The 20749-nt window shown below is 41.1% G+C and carries 15 protein-coding genes and 6 pseudogenes; 8 read left to right on the top strand and 13 right to left on the bottom strand.

Annotated features, from left to right (window positions below; all coding sequences use genetic code 11):
- Positions 1-63: 63 nt before the first annotated feature.
- Both AB204_RS00890 and AB204_RS00885 read left to right on the top strand, forming a co-directional pair.
- A pseudogene (locus AB204_RS00890) lies at positions 64-1056 on the top strand (IS256 family transposase); the annotation flags it as partial.
- Between the two features lie 193 nt (positions 1057-1249).
- Positions 1250-1621 (top strand): annotated as a pseudogene (locus AB204_RS00885) (Tn3 family transposase); the annotation flags it as partial.
- A 105-nt stretch (positions 1622-1726) separates the two neighbouring features.
- On the opposite strand, the gene AB204_RS00880 reads toward AB204_RS00885, so the two are convergent.
- The 5 genes from AB204_RS00880 to repA form a co-directional block, all read right to left on the bottom strand.
- Entirely contained in the window at positions 1727-1975 is a 249-nt protein-coding gene (locus AB204_RS00880; RefSeq protein ID WP_047961516.1) for a DUF2442 domain-containing protein, read from the bottom strand.
- Positions 1959-2189 carry a DUF4160 domain-containing protein gene (locus AB204_RS00875; protein ID WP_047961515.1) on the bottom strand — a complete coding sequence of 77 codons (231 nt, stop codon included), beginning with the start codon at positions 2187-2189 and terminating at the stop codon, positions 1959-1961. Before AB204_RS00875 ends, AB204_RS00880 begins: the two co-directional genes overlap by 17 nt.
- Positions 2190-2256: 67 nt before the next feature.
- Entirely contained in the window at positions 2257-2550 is a 294-nt protein-coding gene (locus AB204_RS00870) for a helix-turn-helix domain-containing protein (RefSeq protein ID WP_047961514.1), read from the bottom strand.
- Positions 2551-3212: 662 nt separating this feature from the next.
- A complete protein-coding gene (locus AB204_RS00865) occupies positions 3213-4298 on the bottom strand; it encodes a hypothetical protein (protein WP_047961513.1) in 1086 nt (361 codons plus the stop codon).
- Positions 4299-4682: 384 nt separating this feature from the next.
- On the bottom strand, positions 4683-4946 hold the full coding sequence (gene repA, locus AB204_RS00860) for a replication regulatory protein RepA (RefSeq protein ID WP_047961512.1): 264 nt from the start codon (positions 4944-4946) through the stop codon (positions 4683-4685).
- 1227 nt (positions 4947-6173) lie between these two features.
- On the opposite strand from repA, the gene AB204_RS00855 reads away from it, so the two are divergent.
- The 3 genes from AB204_RS00855 (at position 6174) to AB204_RS00845 (ending at position 9082) form a co-directional block, all read left to right on the top strand.
- Complete coding sequence (locus tag AB204_RS00855; RefSeq protein WP_047961511.1) at positions 6174-6440, top strand: helix-turn-helix domain-containing protein; 267 nt, start codon at positions 6174-6176, stop codon at positions 6438-6440.
- A 454-nt stretch (positions 6441-6894) separates the two neighbouring features.
- Positions 6895-8112: an AAA family ATPase gene (locus AB204_RS00850; RefSeq protein ID WP_047961510.1), complete on the top strand. Its 1218-nt coding sequence runs from the start codon at positions 6895-6897 to the stop codon at positions 8110-8112.
- A complete protein-coding gene (locus tag AB204_RS00845) occupies positions 8102-9082 on the top strand; it encodes a ParB family protein (RefSeq protein ID WP_047961509.1) in 981 nt (326 codons plus the stop codon). Before AB204_RS00850 ends, AB204_RS00845 begins: the two co-directional genes overlap by 11 nt.
- A gap of 432 nt (positions 9083-9514) precedes the next feature.
- On the opposite strand, the pseudogene AB204_RS23320 reads toward AB204_RS00845, so the two are convergent.
- A pseudogene (locus tag AB204_RS23320) lies at positions 9515-9772 on the bottom strand (hypothetical protein); the annotation flags it as partial.
- Positions 9727-10439, bottom strand: a pseudogene (locus AB204_RS23315) (IS66 family transposase); the annotation flags it as partial. The pseudogenes AB204_RS23315 and AB204_RS23320, both read right to left, overlap by 46 nt.
- Positions 10440-10593: 154 nt before the next feature.
- On the opposite strand from AB204_RS23315, the pseudogene AB204_RS00830 reads away from it, so the two are divergent.
- Positions 10594-10758, top strand: a pseudogene (locus AB204_RS00830) (GNAT family N-acetyltransferase); the annotation flags it as partial.
- Positions 10759-10923: 165 nt separating this feature from the next.
- Here the strand turns inward: AB204_RS00830 and AB204_RS00825 are convergent.
- The 5 genes from AB204_RS00825 to AB204_RS00805 all read right to left on the bottom strand — a co-directional run bounded on the left by AB204_RS00825 (position 10924) and on the right by AB204_RS00805 (position 18942).
- Positions 10924-12093 (bottom strand): IS701 family transposase, encoded by a 1170-nt coding sequence (locus AB204_RS00825; protein WP_047961507.1) that lies wholly within the window; start codon positions 12091-12093, stop codon positions 10924-10926.
- 562 nt (positions 12094-12655) lie between these two features.
- Entirely contained in the window at positions 12656-13861 is a 1206-nt protein-coding gene (locus AB204_RS00820; RefSeq protein ID WP_047961506.1) for an MFS transporter, read from the bottom strand.
- Positions 13862-13945: 84 nt separating this feature from the next.
- Positions 13946-14179 (bottom strand): tautomerase family protein, encoded by a 234-nt coding sequence (locus AB204_RS00815; protein WP_047961505.1) that lies wholly within the window; start codon positions 14177-14179, stop codon positions 13946-13948.
- Positions 14180-14297: 118 nt separating this feature from the next.
- Positions 14298-18257 (bottom strand): amino acid adenylation domain-containing protein, encoded by a 3960-nt coding sequence (locus AB204_RS00810; protein ID WP_053067801.1) that lies wholly within the window; start codon positions 18255-18257, stop codon positions 14298-14300.
- Positions 18205-18942, bottom strand: a complete 738-nt coding sequence (locus AB204_RS00805; protein ID WP_047961504.1) for a maleate cis-trans isomerase family protein — start codon at positions 18940-18942, stop codon at positions 18205-18207. The genes AB204_RS00810 and AB204_RS00805 overlap by 53 nt, the downstream gene beginning before the upstream one ends.
- Positions 18943-19435: 493 nt before the next feature.
- On the opposite strand from AB204_RS00805, the gene AB204_RS00800 reads away from it, so the two are divergent.
- Positions 19436-19882 carry a helix-turn-helix domain-containing protein gene (locus tag AB204_RS00800; protein ID WP_047961503.1) on the top strand — a complete coding sequence of 149 codons (447 nt, stop codon included), beginning with the start codon at positions 19436-19438 and terminating at the stop codon, positions 19880-19882.
- A 25-nt stretch (positions 19883-19907) separates the two neighbouring features.
- Positions 19908-20444 (top strand): IS630 family transposase, encoded by a 537-nt coding sequence (locus AB204_RS00795; protein ID WP_084728498.1) that lies wholly within the window; start codon positions 19908-19910, stop codon positions 20442-20444.
- A 95-nt stretch (positions 20445-20539) separates the two neighbouring features.
- On the opposite strand, the pseudogene AB204_RS21055 reads toward AB204_RS00795, so the two are convergent.
- A pseudogene (locus AB204_RS21055) lies at positions 20540-20686 on the bottom strand (transposase domain-containing protein); the annotation flags it as partial.
- Positions 20687-20749 lie beyond the last annotated feature (63 nt).

Here is a 20749-nt window from a genome sequence, read left to right as displayed (position 1 = left end):
TGCCGTTTATGAAAAACAAGAAAAAGAGGCTAAAAAAATGTCCGGGATTTCTTGACCGCTACAGATGGCCCTTTGGAATTACGTATTCCCCGTGATCGGGAAGGCGTGTTTGAGCCTCAACTGGTCAGGAAGCATCAAACCCGGATCACGGCCATGGACAATCAGATCTTGTCGCTGTATGCCAAGGGGATGACGACCCGGGAAATTACTGCCGCCTTCAAAGAAATGTACGACGCGGATGTATCGCCCACGCTCATCTCAAAGGTCACTGACGCCGTACTGGAGCAAGTCACTGAGTGGCAAAATCGCCCGCTGGATGGCCTATACCCTATTGTTTATCTTGACTGTATCGTCATTAAGGTTCGACATGAGGGGCGGGTGATCAACAAGTCCGTGTTCCTGGCTCTGGGGATCAACCTTGAAGGTCAAAAGGAGCTCCTGGGTATGTGGCTGGCCGAAAATGAAGGGGCGAAGTTCTGGCTGTCCGTACTGACCGAGCTCAAGAACCGGGGACTGGAAGATATTCTCATTGCCTGTGTCGATGGACTCAAAGGCTTCCCGGATGCTATCAACACTGTTTATCCCGAAACCTGTATCCAGCTGTGCATTGTGCATATGATACGCAACAGCCTGCGGTTCGTGGCCTGGAAAGACGACAAAGCGGTCACCCGTGACCTAAAAGCCATTTATCAGGCGCCAACAGAAGAAGCGGCGTGGCAGGCACTGGACGCATTTGGCCGGACTTGGGACACCCGTTATCCCCAAATCAGCCGTAGCTGGCAGTCTAACTGGAACAATCTGTCGACGTTCTTCGCCTACCCAGCCGAGATCCGCAAGGTCATCTACACAACGAATGCGATTGAATCGCTGAACAGCGTTATCCGTCATGCGATTAAAAAGCGTAAGGTGTTCCCGTCAGATGAATCTGTGAAGAAAGTGATCTGGCTGGCTATCCAGGCTGCGTCACAGAAATGGACCATGCCGTTACAGGACTGGCGAATGGCAATGAGTCGTTTTATTATCGAATTTGGTGACCGCCTGGACGGTCACCTCTAGAAAAGGCATTTACACAAAATGCAGTACAGGCTCCAGGGGGGAAGTTCCCTTGCGCGACCCGATAACCCCTATAGTACCGCAGTCTCTCCCCTTTACTTTTACGGTTGTGTACAGATAAAAACCATGAATACTGGTGTTGACATATCAGGGAAGCCCTTATAGTACAATAACTTCCGGCCTCCAAGCTGCCCCCTATATTCTGCGTTATCTGACCGATCAGGATTTACGTCATACGGTTCAGCTTCAGCTCAATAAAGGCGAATACCGGCATAAGTTACCCCGATGGATCTTTTTTGCAAACCAGGGTGAATTCACAACCGGTGACTACGAAGAAATCATGAATAAGGCCAGCGCTCTGAGTCTGGTATCCAATGCAATCCTGTACTGGAACACATCAAGAATAAGCAATATTGTTAAAGGGTTACGTGAAAATGGTGAAGTTATAGATGATGATGTATTAGCCCATATCTCTTTACTACCCTATAAACACGTATTACCCAATGGCACTTATTTTGTTGATGGGGAACTTTACGGTACAGAGCCTACCGAAAGGGCAAAACCGTAAGGTTCTGTTCAAATGCTCCCGCTGGTCCTTAGCGTACGTTTTCGGACGGTTGAGCTTCAAACCCCTTATTACATTATGCATCGCTGCGGTTGGGTGCGCTAAAAATTAGGCCGCATGATGGGGTTGTTGAGTAATATCTCCACGACCAGATAATAATCCTTCCACTGAAATATCTTCATCCAGTTCATCCCAGTGAATACCCCGGGGACTGAGTTCAAAATTTTCTCTGGCTATAGCGGGAGCATGCATTAACCGTGGAAACCAAGCCAGGGGTACACCCAAAGTTCTGGCATCACTCAGTTCGACCCACATATTGTATTCATCAAAACGTACACTTTTAGCCGAAATAGTCATTCCAAGCCTCCCTGTTTAGTTTAATTACGCCTGTCAGTTCTTTAAGCTCCCGGGCATTAAATCCATCATTTCTTGCCAATGAAACATCTGGTACTAACCAGAATTTAGCTTCCCCTTCAGCACTGTGAATATGAATATGCACAGGCTCAAGGGGATTTCCTTCGTTTGAGTAGAAGAAAAATCGATATCCCTTAAAACGTAAGATGACTGGCATTCGTCTTAGTTCCGTACTAATTAGTTCACGTTTAAACTCCACAATGAAATACTCACCGAATTCTTAACTAGACCAGCAGAACTTCCGGTCCGAGTCGTTCAAGAATGCGGAGCATTCTGAGAGCTGGGCCACTTGGTTTCTTTTCTTCACGTTCCCATTTGGAAACACTTTCTTTTGACATGCCTAACGCCATAGCTAACATAGATTGGGACATTCCATGTTGCGCACGAAGTTGTTTTATTTCAGTGCCTGTCATCATTGTAACCGCTTTAATTTGATCGTTGACTAAGCTTACAGGCGAAGTATCGATTACGTGTAGTTCTTCAGCTAACTCAAGAATATTATTTAATTTATTACTCATAGATAATTTTCTCCAAGCAGTAATGCTTACTATAGTAACAGGTACTACTTTTAAATCAAATAATTTGCATACTATGCGGGTTTTATGAGCGAAGCGAATGAAAGGCGGCTCTCATTATCCAATGGAAACAACGCGGTTGAACCGCCGAAGCCAAGAGGGAGTTAATGGGGACTAGAAACCCCTTCTTCCTACTAAGCTAAAAAATTATCAGAGAGTTTTTGGGTTTAATAAGTTCTGCCAAAGGCACGCAGTGATCACGCCATAGGCGTGACGTATCTGCGCGTTAGCGGGCGTTTACGACCGCTTACGGGACGTTATTTATGGAAATTTTCCCTTGAACGTAGTGAAAGGGACTAACTATCGAGAGTTGCAGCTTTTAGGCTCAACTCGATTTTTTATTCCTTATTTATAAGGCTTGTTTTGTTCAGGAATAAACTTCGAAATTAATGAAAGATTAAAACACATATTCGAAGCTAACTGTTTTATTTTTATACTTCTTAGCAGTTTTGAGCAAAAAAGCTGTTTCGGAAGCGGAAACAATCGAAAAAAATGAAGAAGTAGATAAGTTGACCGGGTAAGAAACAATCGAAATTTATTACCATGTGAAACACCGAAACCGCGCTAGGCACGGTCAGTTGGATTTGTCTTTAAGGAAACTCTCGCTAAGTTAGAATGATTCCTTCTTGTTCAAGTAACAAGCGATAGAATTGTTCCGAGTATTCACTTACGTGAGGATACTGTGCCTTTAGTTTGTTTTTTGCGTAGTGAACAGCAACCGGTGTTGTTGTTTTTTGCCATTCGACAAACATACTCCAGTAGATTGAATCTGATTTGTCCTTTTTACGTAGATTCGCCACTGAACGCCGCGTTCTCTCAAGTTCGGCTTCCAGATTTTCCGCTTGGTTATCCAGAGTCTCAATGTTGTCTTCGATGTGTTTCAGCGCTTCGTTTTTCTGTTCCTGTAAATCCTGAGCAACCACTGAGCGTTTAATCTTTTTCAGTAACTGGCGCAACGCATGTTTATTTTCTACATCAATACCCAATCGCGCCATGTTCAATAAATGACGTTGGTATTTTTTTTCCAGATTTTCAAGCTGGCCACTTTTTATAGCCCAGTTTTGGAAGTCAATTAAGCTCTGGCGGATTTCGTTACGGGGAATGCCTTTGGACATGAAAAATTCTGGTTTCAACCAAATTCGCACCGGCTTATTTTGGCCCGCATCACGGTCTTTATCCCGATGGACGACAATTTGTCCCATTTGCTCAAGGACTGACAGCGCATGAAGTGCTACATCATACGATTTACGGCCGTTTTCATATTCATGCAGCACGCCCATTGCCTTAGCGATAAATTCAAAAGGCACCATTACTTCAAACAGATAATCATGACCGGGGAAAAAATCCGCATTTGCCACAAACGCCAGTGACAGTGAAGTCAGAGCTTCACGGCTCTCAGAACGTGTACGGATGCGCATCGGTTTTGGCACATAGTACGGGTTTTTCCGCTCAGAATACGGCGTATAACCCTTTTGACGAAGAGCGATAAGGTCACTATCCCGTCGCCAGTCATGGCTTTTCAGAGTACGGGATAACCGGGCAGACGTCCCTTTAGGGATTTTGATGTCCTGTTTCGGGATATTGCGCCGATGGATTTTCGACTGCCCCCGACGTAAAGCGTTGGATTCACCACGCCGGCTACGACGAACAGAGGGATCAAATGTTGATTGGGTGTGTTGATTTTTAAGCACATCCCCTGCACTTATGGCGGGTATCTAAAAGTTGCAATAGAAGTCTCATCGTTCTATACTCCTATGCAGAAACCATTATCGATTTCTGCAAGTGGACCCCATATATCTGAATGCAAGCCGCCAAGTTTGATGCAGATTGTGGGGTTTTTCTTTTTAGCGATTAGTTAATCATATTATCAACTGCCCGCATTTAGTCACCTTTCGGCGTGACTGACCAACAAAAAGCCTTGATAACCTAGCACTGTGAAACAAAAAACTCAATAAACCTTTCTAATTGTTTTACTCTCACCAATAAATCATCTGAACTTATCAGAAAAATAAAATAACTAAATAAAAATTAAACAATATAGATATTAGCACCGGAAGAATAAACGCTCAAGAAGGTTATGACGTTACATCGTTCATGCTGTGATCTGTGCTGGCTTTTTCTATTAACCGACTAATCATTTCACCCTGAGATATTCCCTCTACTTCACACATTTTTTGTAATTTTAACTTAAGCTCATTAGATACATAAACTCTGATAGTTTTATCATTTGCAGCCTTGCGGCGAGCAACAAATGCTTGTTGTTTTTCACTCCCTGTTAATGGCTTACCTTTTCTGTACGGGCGTTTTGAGGAAGAAGCAGCTGTACTTGCCTGTGACATAAAACCTCCATGCGTATAATTCAAAATCTATATATTGGCGAATAAAATAGTATATATCATAACCAGTTAACATGGGTTATTTCTGAGCATATCTACAGGTAAATTGAGGTAAAAGTCACATCAACGGTTTGACGCTTTCTTACTTAACCGTTAGTATTTTTTTCTACAAAAATGATCCATCGCCTGTCAGGATCGCCTTCGGGTGGCGAAACAAAACTCCTGTAGCCTGAAAGGGAGAGCAAAATTGCGGTACATCTGCACACTTTTGGAAGCAGATATCGTCTGACGATGAAAGTTATCCTGTCACTTTATACACCGGACAGGCTTATCATACATATTGAGCAGTTTCCTGCCACGTTAACCATAACCCTTTTACTTTGTACTATTTTTATCCATGCTTTAATTCACGCACGATAAACGTCCCGAAAACTTCGCGGCGTCACTTGCGTTAAAGCGAAGCGATTACCAAGTGACGTCGCCACGCGTCAACGTCCAGAGCATGTCCTGTCTGGCTTTATGACTGATTTGAACCTCATTTTTACTCAGTGTCACCTCTTTCTATTAGCATTTTTATGCCTTAATTCACTTACTTCGTTTGTTTTTCACCCACTGCCTAGCACAGGCTGATGCAGTAAAAAGGAGATATCACACGTCACGAATAATGAGGCGTTCATCCTGAGCTAATCAGGCACTGAACGGGGAGTAATCCACCGCCGTGCTGAGCACGTAGCGAACTCCTGCAAAAACTTAACGCAACCCACGCCCTGTATACACATTATCTGACGTACCACGGAACGGTGAACCTAACCGACACGCAGGGAATGTTTCGAAATGAGTAAAATGAGTCTGAAAATCAAAGGGGAAATACGGATAGCGAAGCGATCACGAACGAGAACAAACAACAAAGATTGACTTAGCCGTCCGTATTCTCCTCTGAGTTTATGTGCTCTTGAGAAGAATTATAGCCGTTAAACTTAGTCGTTCTGTTATTGAGTAAGGTAAAACAATCAGTTAAAGTATTCCCGCCATCAGCACAATCTAATGGTCAAGGTTTAGCAGCCTTGTGCGCTTATACACTGGTAAGATGTTTTACCAGTGTGCCTGCATTCGCCTTTTCTATGGCGGTTCAGGTGGGGGAGACTCACGTCTCGCCGGAGTAAGCGCCGGTCTGCTAACCCTGTCTGAATCGCCACCATCAATATTAATTAATGGGAAGGGGTAGCAGGAATGAATAACAACATCAGAAACGACTGGCATCAAGCAGACATAATTGCTGCACTACGCAAACGTGGTACTACCTTAGCCGCTCTCTCCCGTAAAACGGGACTCAGCTCATCAACACTCGCCAATGCATTCAGCAGACCGTGGCCTAAAGGTGAATGGATCATCGCGGATTATCTCGGCATCCATCCATCAGAGATCTGGCCAAGTCGTTATTTTGATCAGCGTGGTCAACTTATTGAGCGCAAGATTCGCAATAAGTCACAGGAGTAACCCATCTTCGTTTTTTAGTCAGTTTGTGAAAATGATAAATTTTAATATGAAGCCGTGAGATTTAAATGGCAGCCTGATTTGGCCATTTTTAAACTCCACGGCTTTTTTGATTTATTTTGACTTTGTACACTATCTGCAACCATATATTCGTTGCTATGTTTACCAGCTCTCCTTTTTTATGTGGAATTTTGTGATCTCTCAATAGCCCACCTGATAAGCTGATTGAACCAGTACACAAGATTCCATCATTTCAATCCCTGAAATCGATGCGAAATTTTGGCGATTTCACCCTGAAATTTCTCATTAAATTACTTTTAAAACAATAATATAACCATTAAATACCTATGGAGAAAAATAAACAAAATAAAGCGTTTTTCAATTTAAAAAATTTACATTTATAGTTTTATGTAGGATATTTAAATAAAATCTAAAAACCTACACATACGGTAAAAACATGAATGAAACCTATAAACAATTAGATAAGGTTGCGCAAAGGTCAGTTCGTCTACTCCAGTCGCTCAGTGACCAAATCCAAAGCCAAAAGCTGGAGCTGAGTAAAACAGCTTATTATCAAACGTATTCAAAAGCGGCTCTCGCAAAATTACCAAAGTTAACACGTGCCAGCGTGGATTATGCCGTTAACGAAATGGAAGCGAAGGGATATGTATTTGGCAAGAAGCAAGCAGGTTCTTCATCTAAGTACGCGATGACAATTGAGAACATCATAGATCTGTACCATCACAGAGGCGTTCCCAAATACCGGGATCGCTATCATGAAGCATTGACCTTCTTTATCGGTAATTTAAAGGGGGGAGTATCTAAAACCGTCAGTACAGTTTCTCTGGCACATGCATTACGCACTCATCCACACCTGATTTTCGAAGACCTTAGGATCTTGGTTATCGACCTTGACCCACAAGCATCGGCAACCATGTTCCTTGATCATAAACAGTCTATCGGTTCTGTTGATACAACATCAGCCCAAGCCATGCTGCAAAATGTTTCGCGTGAAGAGTTACTATCTGAATTTATTACATCCTCAGTCGTTGCAGGCGTGGACATTATTCCGGCATCCATTGAAGACGCATTCATCGCATCACGTTGGGAAGAACTCTGCGCAGAACATCTATCAAACCAGAACATCTATACTGTCCTTCGCGAGAATATCATCGATAAAGTGAAACACGATTACGACTTCATCTTTATCGACAGCGGACCACACTTGGACTCTTTTCTGTCTAACGCGATCGCCGCCGCAGACTTTCTTATGACTCCAATCCCACCCGCACAAGTGGATTTTCACAGTACACTGAAATATCTTGCTCGCTTGCCGGAGCTGATAGAAATGATCGAGTCAACAGGTGCATCAACTCGGCTCAGCGGTAACATCGGCTTTATGTCCAAGTTAGTGAATAAAACTGATCACAAGCTGTGTCATAGCCTGGCAAAAGAGATTTTTGGTGGTGACATGCTTGATTTTGCTATCCCGCGACTGGACGGGTTCGAGCGTTGCGGCGAGTCCTTCGACACCGTTATTTCCGCAAATCCTGCCACGTATATCGGCAGTGGGGAAGCACTGAAGAATGCGAAAACAGCCGCAGAAGACTTCGCCAAAGCCGTTTTTGACCGAATTGAATTCATCAGAGTTAACAGGGGCAACAATGCAAGATAAAAAACGTCCAACTATCGGAAGAACATTCAATTCAGTATCCCTGGATACGCCGGCGGAAAACCAAACTACAGAACAGCGTTTCACACTGGCTTCGGGTCAAACTGCCATATTTCAACTAGAGCACATCCCAGCCGATAAACTGGAGTCCGAAACTACCGTTAATTTTTTAGTCAATGGCCGGGATCAAAGCGCACTGACAAAAGAATCTGTCAGCGACATCATGCGCACCATCAATCTTCAACAATTCTTCCCGGCAATCGGTCGTCGTATTGATGGCAAGATAGAGATTTTGGATGGTTCACGCAGACGTGCCGCCGCTATTTTCTGTGGTGTTGGTCTGGATACCCTAGTCACGAACACAAACATAAGTGCGGATGACGCAAGACAACTTGCCGCTGATATCCAAACTGCAAGAGAGCACAACATTCGTGAAGTCGGTTTGCGTCTGCTCCAGCTGCGAGAAGGGGGTATGACTCAGAAAGAAATCGCTGAGTCTAACAACATGTCACAAACTAAGGTGACTCGCGCAATCCAGTGTGCTTCAGTACCTAATGATATTGTTGCCGTATTCCCTGTTATCGCAGAACTGAGCTATCCAGATTATAAAGCGCTTTTGGACGTCACCGTTGACATCAAGAAAAACAACCTTTCGATTGATGAGGTCGTCAGTTGTGTGTGTGATGAAGTTCAACATATGGATAAATCCAAGCCGGTTGCTCCCGACGAAATGAAATCGAACATTATCAGACTGTTTAAAAAGTTTAGCAGCAACAAGGCAAAAAAATCCACAGCAGAAAAGCAGCAGGTAAGCCCGCTTTGGAACTTTAAAGATAAAGATTCATTTGCCCGCAAACGTGTTAAAAACAGAGCAGTGAGTTTTGAATTTAACCGCGTACCAAAAGAATTCGAGGAAGAACTGGAAAAAATGGTTCAGGTGTTAATGCGAAAACACTTCAATTTAAACGAATAATTCTCCAGACAATTTCACAATATAACCAAATGAATTTATTACGTTTATTTGAAAAATTTCAGGGTGAAATCGCCAAAGATTTCATGGCAGAAGAGCGACTTATCAAAGGCTGGGATTTTAATTTCTATAAGACTCTGGCAGTGCATTGATGGCTTGGAGTGTGAATCGATATTCCTCTGCTAGCCAACGATTAACTGTTTGTTTCCGCAGCAATCCTGCAGGCACCTTAACTAACCCTTGGGCTATCTCCACACCATATTCTTCAAGCAACTGGATGGCACGTACCGTTGACAAATGCCTGCCGGATTTGTTGGTAGTACGTAATTTTAAGGCAGCGATCAGCTCGCAATAATGCTCTAACTCAGGCTGGGACAAAACACGGGGAATACCATGATCACGCCGATAAACTGTGCGGGGTTTAAGAACACAGTGAAGAGCCCGATAAACGGTAGCAGCGGAAACTCCATACAGCTGTGCTATCGCAGCAATCTGTGTTGCCCGCTCCGGGATTTTAGGCGGCAGGCGGGCTATCGCCGTGGCTCCCATTTTTTCAACCACATAAAGGCGGTACACTTCGGCAGGATCAATGGATGATTTCCGTCCACGGTACACACCACGCGCTTTTGCCGCCGCAATACCTTCCAGCTGACGCTCACGGCGCAGGTTAGTTTCAAATTCAGCGATTTGGCCGTTTCCGCATTACGGTAAGCGCGGATTTTCTGGTAAACCGCCTTGCTGCCGCTGAGCAGCCAGACCCAGCGGGTAGCCGCTTCTCCGTTGCGTTGATGGGGCGTTTCGTCAACATGGATAACCGCAGATTGCCTGACATAATGCCCTAACGCCTGATGCAGCGGCGTCAACATTGAACTGATCCGCCCCTGCGCTTCAGAGATAAGGCCCGTGGAAAAGTGGATGCCATAAGTGTCCCGGATCAGGCGCTGTATCTTACTGATGCTCAGAGGGTATTGTCCCGACAGAACCGCCATCTGGCTCATCAAACGGGGCCCCAGTTGTCCGGAAGGCGCATCGTCGGGTAACGTAGCCCGGACGGTGTGATGACAACACTGACAGCGGCCATGAAACAGTTGATATTCGGTGATATCCAGGGCGATTTTGGGCAGTTCGAATACCTGATGAGATAGGTCGGGGTCGTATTCGGCTCGACATGCCCGCCACAAAGGGCACAACCGTCATCGGGCAGACAGCGAACGATCGTATCCGTGTCTTTCAATGCACTCAGTGCCAGCCGGTCTTCGTATTCTCGAAGTTTGGCCCAGAGCTCCCGGATAAGGGCATTGGCTTCGCTGATGTTGCTCACTTCGGGTGGCTCAGCGGTAAAGTGCTTCTTCTTTTTCATGGGTGAAAAAGTTACCTGACTGGCAGGATCAAGCAACAGGAAAAAGCGGATCAAGCGATAAACATCACATTTTTGTGTCAATGGGGGACTGGTGAAGGGTTACAGTCATCGGATGACCGATTATAACATCAATGCAGATCATTTATCCGATCAACTTATTTGCAAGAAAGGCACAAAAGACGTTATTGGTTATTATTGTCTAAGCGCCGGCTCAATTAATCATATTGAATCTACCCCCTCGCTTAAACGCAATATGCCAGATCCTATCCCTGTGGTGCTTCTCGGCCGTCTGGCTGTCGATGTGGAGTATCAGGGGAAGAAGCTAGTACTACAGTCGTAACTGCTTTATGGGCAGATATTCCTTCCGGTCCGGTGGCGGTAATGACATTGTTGCGCATAGTACTGATGTCGTCGCCGCCAGTCTGACCAAGATAAAATCTGGTTTAGGGTTTCTCCTGCCTTTTTCATCATTTTTGACAACAGCTTACGCAGTTCCGATACCCTCAGGGCTACCCGTCCCTCCGGCGTTTTTTTTCTCCTGTATTCGTAAAACCGCCAGTACCGCATGGGCCAATAATGACAACGTAATATGCCGATACCAGCTATGCCACTGCCGGACTTCGTAATGATCCAGACCACATTCCCCTTTCGTTTCCTCAAAGCCGCTTTCGATTTCCCAGCGATGCCCGGCCACCTGAACCAACGTGTTGAGGTCTGCCTGGTCTTTGTGGGCATAAACAACATAATAAGCCCGTTCTTGCTTATCATCCCGGCTACGCCGGATCAGGAGATAATGACCATAGCCGCGTTCCTCTTCACTCATCTGTAAACGCCAGAGCGGGATCCGCGCCCAGTCATACCAACGCTCTCCCTTTGTTCCCAACCCGGCTGACTGTTTTTCCCAATCGTCAGCCGTCAGACTGGCGGCAATCACGCCCGCTCTGACATAGCAAGGTGCTTGCCACCAAAGTGGTTCATTCTTAGGGATCGCGAGGACAAAAGGTTGATACCGGGCCTCCAGCCAGCATCGCAAGCGGCGGTCATGCCCATAGACCGCATCGGCGGTCACCCAACGGCAAGGCACGCCCGTGCTGAAGGCTCGTTCCAGCATTTGCCGGGCAAGCTGAGGTTTGGTGGCAAAGTTCACCGAATCAGGAATGCCGGCGGCTTCGCAACGCGGGCGATCCGCCGTCCACTGTTCGGGCAGGTATAATGCCCGGTCAATAAAAGCATGACCGCCATGACCGGCATAACACAGGAAGACGCCTATCTGACTGTTTTCGACCCGCCCGGCGGTGCCGCTATATTGGCGTTGGACGCCGGCAGAATGGGTGCCCTTTTTGATAAAGCCGGTTTCATCAATGATAAGAATACCTTGCTCATCACCCAGATGTTCAGTGATATAGTCGCGTAAGACATCGCGGGCGGCTTCTGCATCCCAGTGGGCGCGTTCCAGAAAATATTGAATGTTATCCGGCGAGCGTTCACCGAGCCATTCAGCCAGTTGCCAGCCATTTTTACGTTCAACATCACTGAGTAATCCCCGAAGATAAGCCAGACAACGTTGTTGAGAACTCGCAGAGTGAAACAACGGAGCCAGACGGGAATGGGCGTTCAGGAGCTCCTGTTCCCAGAGATTGACAGGTGAGGCCATGTGGCACCTCCCTTAGGGTTAGAAAGAAGGACGATAGCTATCATGACACAATACACATTACGACTGTAGTACTAGGAGCATTGCTTCTCCAAGATGCCTGGAAGCGTGTCGTCAGCACGGCGGAACAAGTGGGTATTTCAGCTATAATCGTCCACGCACTTGATGAAATCGCCCGAACGTTCTATACGCGTCTTGGCTTCGCCCAGTCACCGTTAGAGCCATACACGCTGATGCTTCCATTAGGCCCAGTGAAAGCGAAGCTGTAAAATACGACATTTTTCATTTTCAGTTATCGTGAGCCGGATGAAATGGATTGCAAGCCGGAAAAGATAATTGCAAGCTCATTCGCAGTTAACGTGAGTCTGCGGTGATTTTCATTTGCAATTAATGTGAGCCGAAAAACCGGATAAATGCGAGTTCGGCTGTTTTCGATTGCAAGTCCTTACATTTACTGTTCCATTGCTCCCGAAACCCCAATTACCGAATGGAAGAAGCCATCACTGAAGGTTTTCTACTCAGAAGAAAATTTTTCAGTGACGGCTTAAAACAGAAGCTGGGTTAGCTAACTTAACTCTTTTAGTTTTTGTTGAAAGGCATTGTAACTGGTTGGAGAAAAACGGACAACCAGAAACAACATCAATAAACTAGCTAATATCATTAACATCCAGATATACGTCAAATCTCCAAAAATATCACGAAGGCTCCCAGCCGTTAACGGTACTAAGCTAGCAATAACAAAACCACCTCCTTGGACAAATGCTGTAAAATTTCCAGCCATAGTTGGATCTTTTAAATGATCCATTGCAACAATAATAGATAATGGGAATAGAATTCCAATACCAACTCCTAACAAAGATACAGCAAAATATGGAGCAGATAATGGAGCAATTATTAACATTAGAAAACCCATTGCAACCAAAATCAATGATACTATCAGCAAGCTGCGTCTGTCAGGAAAACGACTAATAATAATAGATAACAACAGGGCTGTTAATGATTCAACTATAGTTAGCACCGACAAAAGTAATCCTGCTGTACCTTTAGTCAATCCCAACCCAATATAGAATGGAGAAATCCACGCCATAACTAACATGAAAGCTCCAGTTCCGATACCAAAAAATAATAATAATGACCAGCAACGTTTAATGCGCCAAAATGGTACTCTGTTCTTGGTTGTTTGTTCTCTGCTAGGCTTTTCGTACAAGCTGTTTTGTGAAGCTAGCAACCAAAATACTGTTGCAACAATGGCCGGTAATGACCAACTAGCCAGAGTGAACAACCAGCCTATCTGATCTTCTAGCCATGAAGCAGAACCAGATCCAATAGCAGCACCTACAACAATCCCCGTAGAATAGATAGCAATTACACTACTAGTCGCCGTGCCAAAATTCCTCTTGATAAAACCTGGTAACAGCGCCTGAATTATCGCAATCCCTAATCCTACTAACACTGTACTAATAAATAAACCAAAATGATTTTCCGACCACAGGCGAATAAAACAAGATAAGGTTATTATTATTCCTCCTATAGCAATACCACCACGTTCCCCTAGAATGTTGCGAATAGATTGAGCATAAATTGCTCCAAACCCCATCATTAGCACTGGAATTGTAGTTAATAAGCTGATACCCACTGATTGAATTTGAGCAAATTGACTGATTGACTGAACCAATGGACCAATAACAGCGATAGCTGGACGGAGATTCAGTGATAAAAGTAAAATTGCTAATAATAAGAAAGAAATTGAATATTTTTTTGAACTACTCATGAAAGCATCCTAATAATAAAATCATAAAACCACCTTGTTTAATCAAGATAATTAAATTATATTTTTCTATAAAACTTAAGGTTATCAATCATATTTATATTCCGGTTTTTTTATAAGAGAATTAATTCTTGGAAGAATTATTGGATTATAAACTTCATCCTTCCAGTTTTCAGGTTTGATCATTTTTATATCAATAGACACGGCACTAATATTACACCCTAATTCTTCATTTAAAATTTTAGAAATTTTATTTTGAATATTATCTATTTTCTTATAATCCAAATCAGAGTTAAAACAACTAATAACAACATGCGGCATAATAACTTTCCTATGAATCATTAAATGTGAAATTAACATTCTACTAAGATAGAATGAATTTACTGATAAAGGATGAGAGAGAGAACTCGACCCATCCTTATTATAATAATTAACTACATTAATTCAATAATATATTTAATTTCATTATTTCGTCTATACCATTTTGTTTAAGAACAGTATAATGCCCACTATTTATATCGTAATAGGATATGTCTAATCCTATTTTTTCACCTCCTTCAATAAATGATTTGCTGTCACCTTTTGCTCTGATGACTTTTATAGGGAAAAATACTTTTCTTTCGTCAAGAGAGATAACATATTCAGGTGAATAGGTAACAGATACTACATCAATAATTGAGTTAATTAATGAATCGTCTATTTCAGAGAAATTTAACTTTATAAAATCAATAAAATTAGTTTTATTTTTTACATTTTTTATGCATTCCTTACTAAGATTTTCATTAATTTCATGAGAAAATACAGATAACAAAATTGTCAAAAAAGCGGGGTTAGAAAATAATATATTTTCATCCTTGCTAATTGGCTCTTCATAATTCAATTTTGGTGATCCAGGAGCAAGTAAAGTCACATGATTAACAACTTCACCCATTTGGCTAAGCTGGTAAGCAACTTCATAGGCTACTCGCGAACCAAATGAATACCCACATAAATTATATGGTCCTGTTGGTTGAATCGTTTTAATCAAACGAATATCTTCCTTAGCCATAGATTCAATACTTTCAAATGCAATTTCACCAACATTAATACCAATAGACTGAATCCCATAAAAATTTCCGTTACTTACTATTGATTCAGCAAGCATGCGAAGATTCATAGGATAGCCACCAAGTCCGGGCCAACAGAAAACATTTGTCCCTTTTCCATTATTTGAAAGCTGGATGGCTCTATTATTTGGAGTAGCAACCGCACCATGACCAACTGTTACTGCTAATTTTTCAATTGTAGGGGATTCAAAAATTACTTGAACAGGAAGAGATACAGAAAACACATTGTTTATTTTCTTAGCAATAGATACTGCTTGTATAGAGTTACCCCCTATCGCAAAAAAATCATCTTCAATAGATATTTCCTCTAATCCCAAGATATTCGTCCATATTTTTAAAATATTTCTTTCAAGTGTCGTTTTTGGTGGAATTATTTTCCGTTCTACATTCTCAAAATTAAACTCTTCTGAACGTTTCAAAGCTTCAATATTAACTTTACCAGATGCACTATGTGGCATTTTATTTACAATAAAAATTTTACTTGGAACCATATAATCAGGTAGAGTGTTTAATAAATCCTCCCTAATTAACTCAGCTGGTCCTTTCATGTGAACAGCATCTTCAGCCATTCCTATATGGAAGCTTTGTTCTTCGCTTATCTTACCAAAAAGACAAAAGTAACTTGGGCCTGATTTTCTATTGCTATTAGAAATAATAGCATTAATTCTTATAGCTGAAGCAAGATCATTTCCGGATTTTGAGCTGTAACCTGAAGACATGGTACCAATCCCAATCCTATTCATTTGTAATCTTTGTAGACTTCTTCCTAAATCTATATAATTTCTCCATGTATCTAGAGAATTACTAACGAATGTAATCCCACCACTTGATCTTTGATAAACTTGTTGATTTATTGCAATAACATGTCTCTTTTCTACTACGAAATTAGAAATTTTCTCCAATTCACCTTTTTTATAAAAATAAGTACCATCTTTAAGGTTATTAATTTTTCCTTGATGAGATTGAATATAAACATCAACATCAACATCCTCTATTTGTTCTGCGAATGGTACAATTTCATAAGAACCTAAATATACATGCTCTTCTGGTAAATCCAGAGTTTCAGTAATTGAAGATGAATAATAACCTTTTCCAATTCCAAATCCATATTCAGGTAATATATAATCAAACATTCCAATAATATGGCCAGACTCCATTTCTAGTACTTCTTTAATATTATTTTTATATACATTTCTGATGGCAGGCATTTTACCAATGAAATGTAACTTCAATTTTGAATTATAACTGGATGGTGTGATTTTAGAAATTAAAAATAACTTATGTTTCAATGGATGATAATAGTAATAACCTGAAGTTATATCACATATATTACATATCTCAATATACACTTGTGTAGCATACAAAGCACCTGGAGATGCATAACCAAATTTTGGTAATAACCTTTCCTCACTCTTGAATTGACCTAAATATCTTAATATTTCACCAAATGTTTTTGTGTCAAGTTTTTCCAATTTTTTCGATATATTTGAAGATGGTTTCATTTTTAATAATTGTTTTATGTCATCATAGGTTGTATTACCACCATTAAAGAATCTATACGTTTTACGAGCAAAGACAATATCTCTTTGTTTTTTCGTTTCACTGCTACCTTCGAGGTTAACGCATACTTTACCAGACAACTCATCATCATTTTTGAAACCATTCCCAGACAATTGGGCTTTAATTTGTATCCTAGTTGATTTTGTTTGATGATGTGATTCAGCATTGTTTTGATCCATCAGAAGAGCTTCATTTGGATTAAGTTCAATACATCCTACTAACAAAGGCTGTCCAGAATGGGAGTTTTCTTTTACAAAAACAGCCGCAGAACTAACCCAATCGTGATTTTCAATCGCTAATCTAATTTCATCAAGTTCTATTCTATATCCTCTGAATTTTATTTGATTATCAACTCTACCAACAAAATGGATAGTACCATTGATATCTTTTTTCACTAGATCACCTGTACGGTATAATCTAACTATATCACCGTTACCATAAAGATCTATCAAAGGAAATTTTTCCTGTGTTTGTTCTGGGTTATAAAGATAACCATTAGCTAGCTGATGACCACTTATGTATAATTCCCCTATTTCACCTTGGGGTAACCTTACTAAATTTTGGTCTAAAATATGGCATTCTAATCCATTGACAGGTAAACCAATCGGAGCTACTTCCCATTCTCCTTTAATACTTTCACTATCAATTTTATAATGAGTTGAGTTTATCGTACATTCTGTAGGCCCATATAAATTAACTAAGTTAACTTTTGGCATGGTTTCAAGTATTTTTTTGGCTAATTTCTTAGAAAGTCCTTCACCTCCACTAAATATATTAATAATGGAGTGACAATCAGAAAATTGTGGAAGCTCAATTAATGCTTGAAGCAAAGTAGGTACTCCTTGAAGAGTAGTTACTTTATGTTGAATAATTTGTTGGATCAGCCCTTCAGGATCACGGTAGATACCAAGAGTTCCCATAACTACTTTTGCTCCACAGCATATACCTAATAATTCCCATTGTGCCGCATCAAAACTCACTGGTGTTTTTTGGATAATACTTAATCCTTTTTCAAGATAGCCTTCACTTTTAATCCAGTTTAATTGACTGACTATAGCCTTATGAGAAATAGCTACACCTTTTGGTTTACCTGTTGTTCCTGAAGTGTAAATAACGTAAGCAATATCACTACCTGCTTGCTCTGATAATACAGTAGTTATTTTTTTCGTATCTGTAGCAGAGGAATAACTTATTTTATCGATATTTACAATTTTAGTACCTGGTAATAATAGTTTCTCTAGTTTACTAATGGTGGTGTTATTGGTTAAGACAATGGAGACATTAGCATCTTTTAACATGTATTCTAACCGATCTTGCGGATAGTCTGTTGCTAAAGGTAAATAAGATGCGCCTGAGAACAAAATCCCCCACATTCCTATAGCTAAGTCAGCAGATGAATCTATAAAAAGACCTATACAATCATTATAGCTGGCACCATTTTTCCTCAATTCTGTGGCGATAACGTTTGCGTGAAGAATGGTTTCTTCATATGTATACTGAGCTATATTGTCAGAAATAGCTATTTCATGAAGTCTTTCTTTACTTACTTCTAATAATAGATTTGATAGTGTTTCTACATTATTAAGAATAGGGTTCCCTGATAGGGTCAATCTTGACCCTACTTTCAATTCGTAATCAGTCATTTTATCTCCAATTTGATTTTTATATTTATATGTTTTTTTAATAGCAAGAAAATAAAGTTCCGAAATTACCAAATCTATTTTTAATTCCATTCATTCTCAAGGCATGCCAATACAGAACAATATTATTTGAGATTATAGGTTTTCCTATCCATTGCTCGGCTGAATTAACTATATTAGCCATAGGAACATTAGTACCAACTTGAACGATTGCTTCCACATTATCATCATTGACATATTTAACTGCTTCCATTAAATCTAAATGTGAAACCTCAGATATTTTTGAAGGGCTTTTACCACCCAGCGATTTTATTTTTACTACTTCATATCCTTTGTCATAAAAAAAACGAGTGACGGATTCATTTCCTATTTCAGAATAAGGAGAAATAAGTCCTATTTTTTTTATTCCACCTAATTGTTTTAAAGCTTCCTCAATTGCATCGGCACTCATAGTGATTTCAGTACCATTAGTAATTTCTTTCATGTGTTCTTTGATGGTTTTATGAGATTCAATTCCATCCCAGTAAGCATCTGGAGATACAGCAATAATTAATCTATTAAGTTTACAATGTTGTAAACTCTTAATAGCAGGTTCAGTCGATCGTCTCATATTCATAATTACACTATTAAACCCTTCTTTTTCAATAAGAGAGTCATCGATAATAATCATTCTTCCAATATGATTGGTTACTCCATATGGACGTAATACATCCATTTCCGGTTGTACAGACGTATTTGTTGATGGTATTACTATTCCTACTCTAAACTCATTTTTCATTATAGGTATATTCCTTCGTTGAAATTTATTTCATTACATTAATCACTAATGTAAATCATTTATTTTCATTAAGTTACACTTGCTACAAGTTTACTGAATAAGATTTCACCACTGTAGGGCATAACCTTATCTCACAAGTCTTAAGGTATAAGATGTGTAGGAAATCTTAGCGTCTCACTATTATGAAAATCTTAATGCAAAAAATATCATATATTATTTTTAGTAAGTGTTTCAAATAATATTAAATCATTATGTTAATAATTAATATAATTTACAATAAAATCATATAAATACATTAATTTTAGTATCTAAATTTAATTATTATTATATCAATTATTTCATTATATTAATTCTGCCTAAGTTTTCATTGAAAAATTAGGTTTTATTGTATTAAGTTAATCAAATAAATTATCTGCATTATTGTTAAGTTGATCGGATAAATGATCTGCATTGATGTTATAATCGGTCATCCGATGACTTACCGCCAGTTCTTATGAAATTGAAATCGAATATCACACTGTCTGAAGCTGAACGTATTATATTACAACAACTTGCCCTGAATCACAGACACCGAGACATCCGTACGCGAGGAACGGGTTTGCTCATGCTTGCCAGAGGCATCAAACCCCGTCAGATAGCCGCTGAGATAGGATGCAGTCTCAGAGTTATCTATGACTGGGTTCACTTCTGGCACGATTCAGGGATAGCAGGATTATTAGGTGGACATGTCGGAGGCCGATATCCCGCCATGACCCCTGACATGATTACCACTGCGGTCGAAGCCGCCAGTGCAGAATCTCTGACGTTAGCCCGAATCGCACAGAAAGTCGAGGACAAGCATGGCCCGCTGCCCTGTACGCTGGAGACGCTGGCGAATACCCTGAAAAAACAGGGGTTAACCTATAAACGAGCCCGCCTGTCTTTAAAAAAAATGCAATGAAGCGGAGTTTGCTGAAAAAGCCGCCTTGCTGAATAAAATTAAGGCGGGTGCACGGTCGGGTCATTACCGGCTGGTCTATCTTGATGAGGCGGGTTTTACCGCCTCTCCGCCGGTGCAATACGGATGGAGTCCGCGGGGTAAACCCCATGAAACAGAGCCGCAAAATCATGTCAGACGTTCAGTGTTAGGGGCGCTAAATTACACCGATAACACCCTGTTTTATCAGATAATGTCAGACAGTGTTACGCGGACTGATGTCATTGATTTTTTAGAACAGGTTGCAAAGCAAGGGGATCATCGCCTGACATTTGTCGTATTAGATAATGCGCGTATCCATCATAGGATAGATGAAAAAATCAAAAGTCGCTGGTTACGAGAACACAACCTGTTTTTACTTTACCTTCCCGCCTACAGCCCAGAGCTGAATCTGATTGAAATCGTCTGGAGACAGGCTAAATATCATTGGCGACGTTTTATCACTTGGACTCAGGATACAATGGATCATGAGCTAAATACTTTATTTGAAAGTTATGGTCGCCAATTTGCAGTTAATTTCTCTTGAGGACTTATAATCGATAACACGATAACCCAATTTTCCGCCTGTCCTTATGAAATTGAAGATAACACTTTCGTAAGCGCTCAATTAAACCGTGTAGTTTACATGATGTCACTGATGTTCACGCTCCACGGCAACAGATCGTGCAGGGGATCATCGGATTGGCGTTTGGGGAGTTCCGTAAAAATATGCCGGAAATAAAAATACGGATTGATGTCATTGGCCCGGCAGGTCATCACCAGGCTGTATGTAGCGGTCAAGAAATCCCGGACATTTTTTTAGCCTCTTTTTCTTGTTTTTCATAAACGGCA

It is taken from the genome of Xenorhabdus khoisanae, from assembly GCF_001037465.1.
GTDB lineage: Bacteria > Pseudomonadota > Gammaproteobacteria > Enterobacterales > Enterobacteriaceae > Xenorhabdus > Xenorhabdus khoisanae.
The sequence above is the reverse complement of the archived record's forward strand: the minus strand, read 5'-3'. Positions and strand labels throughout refer to the sequence as shown.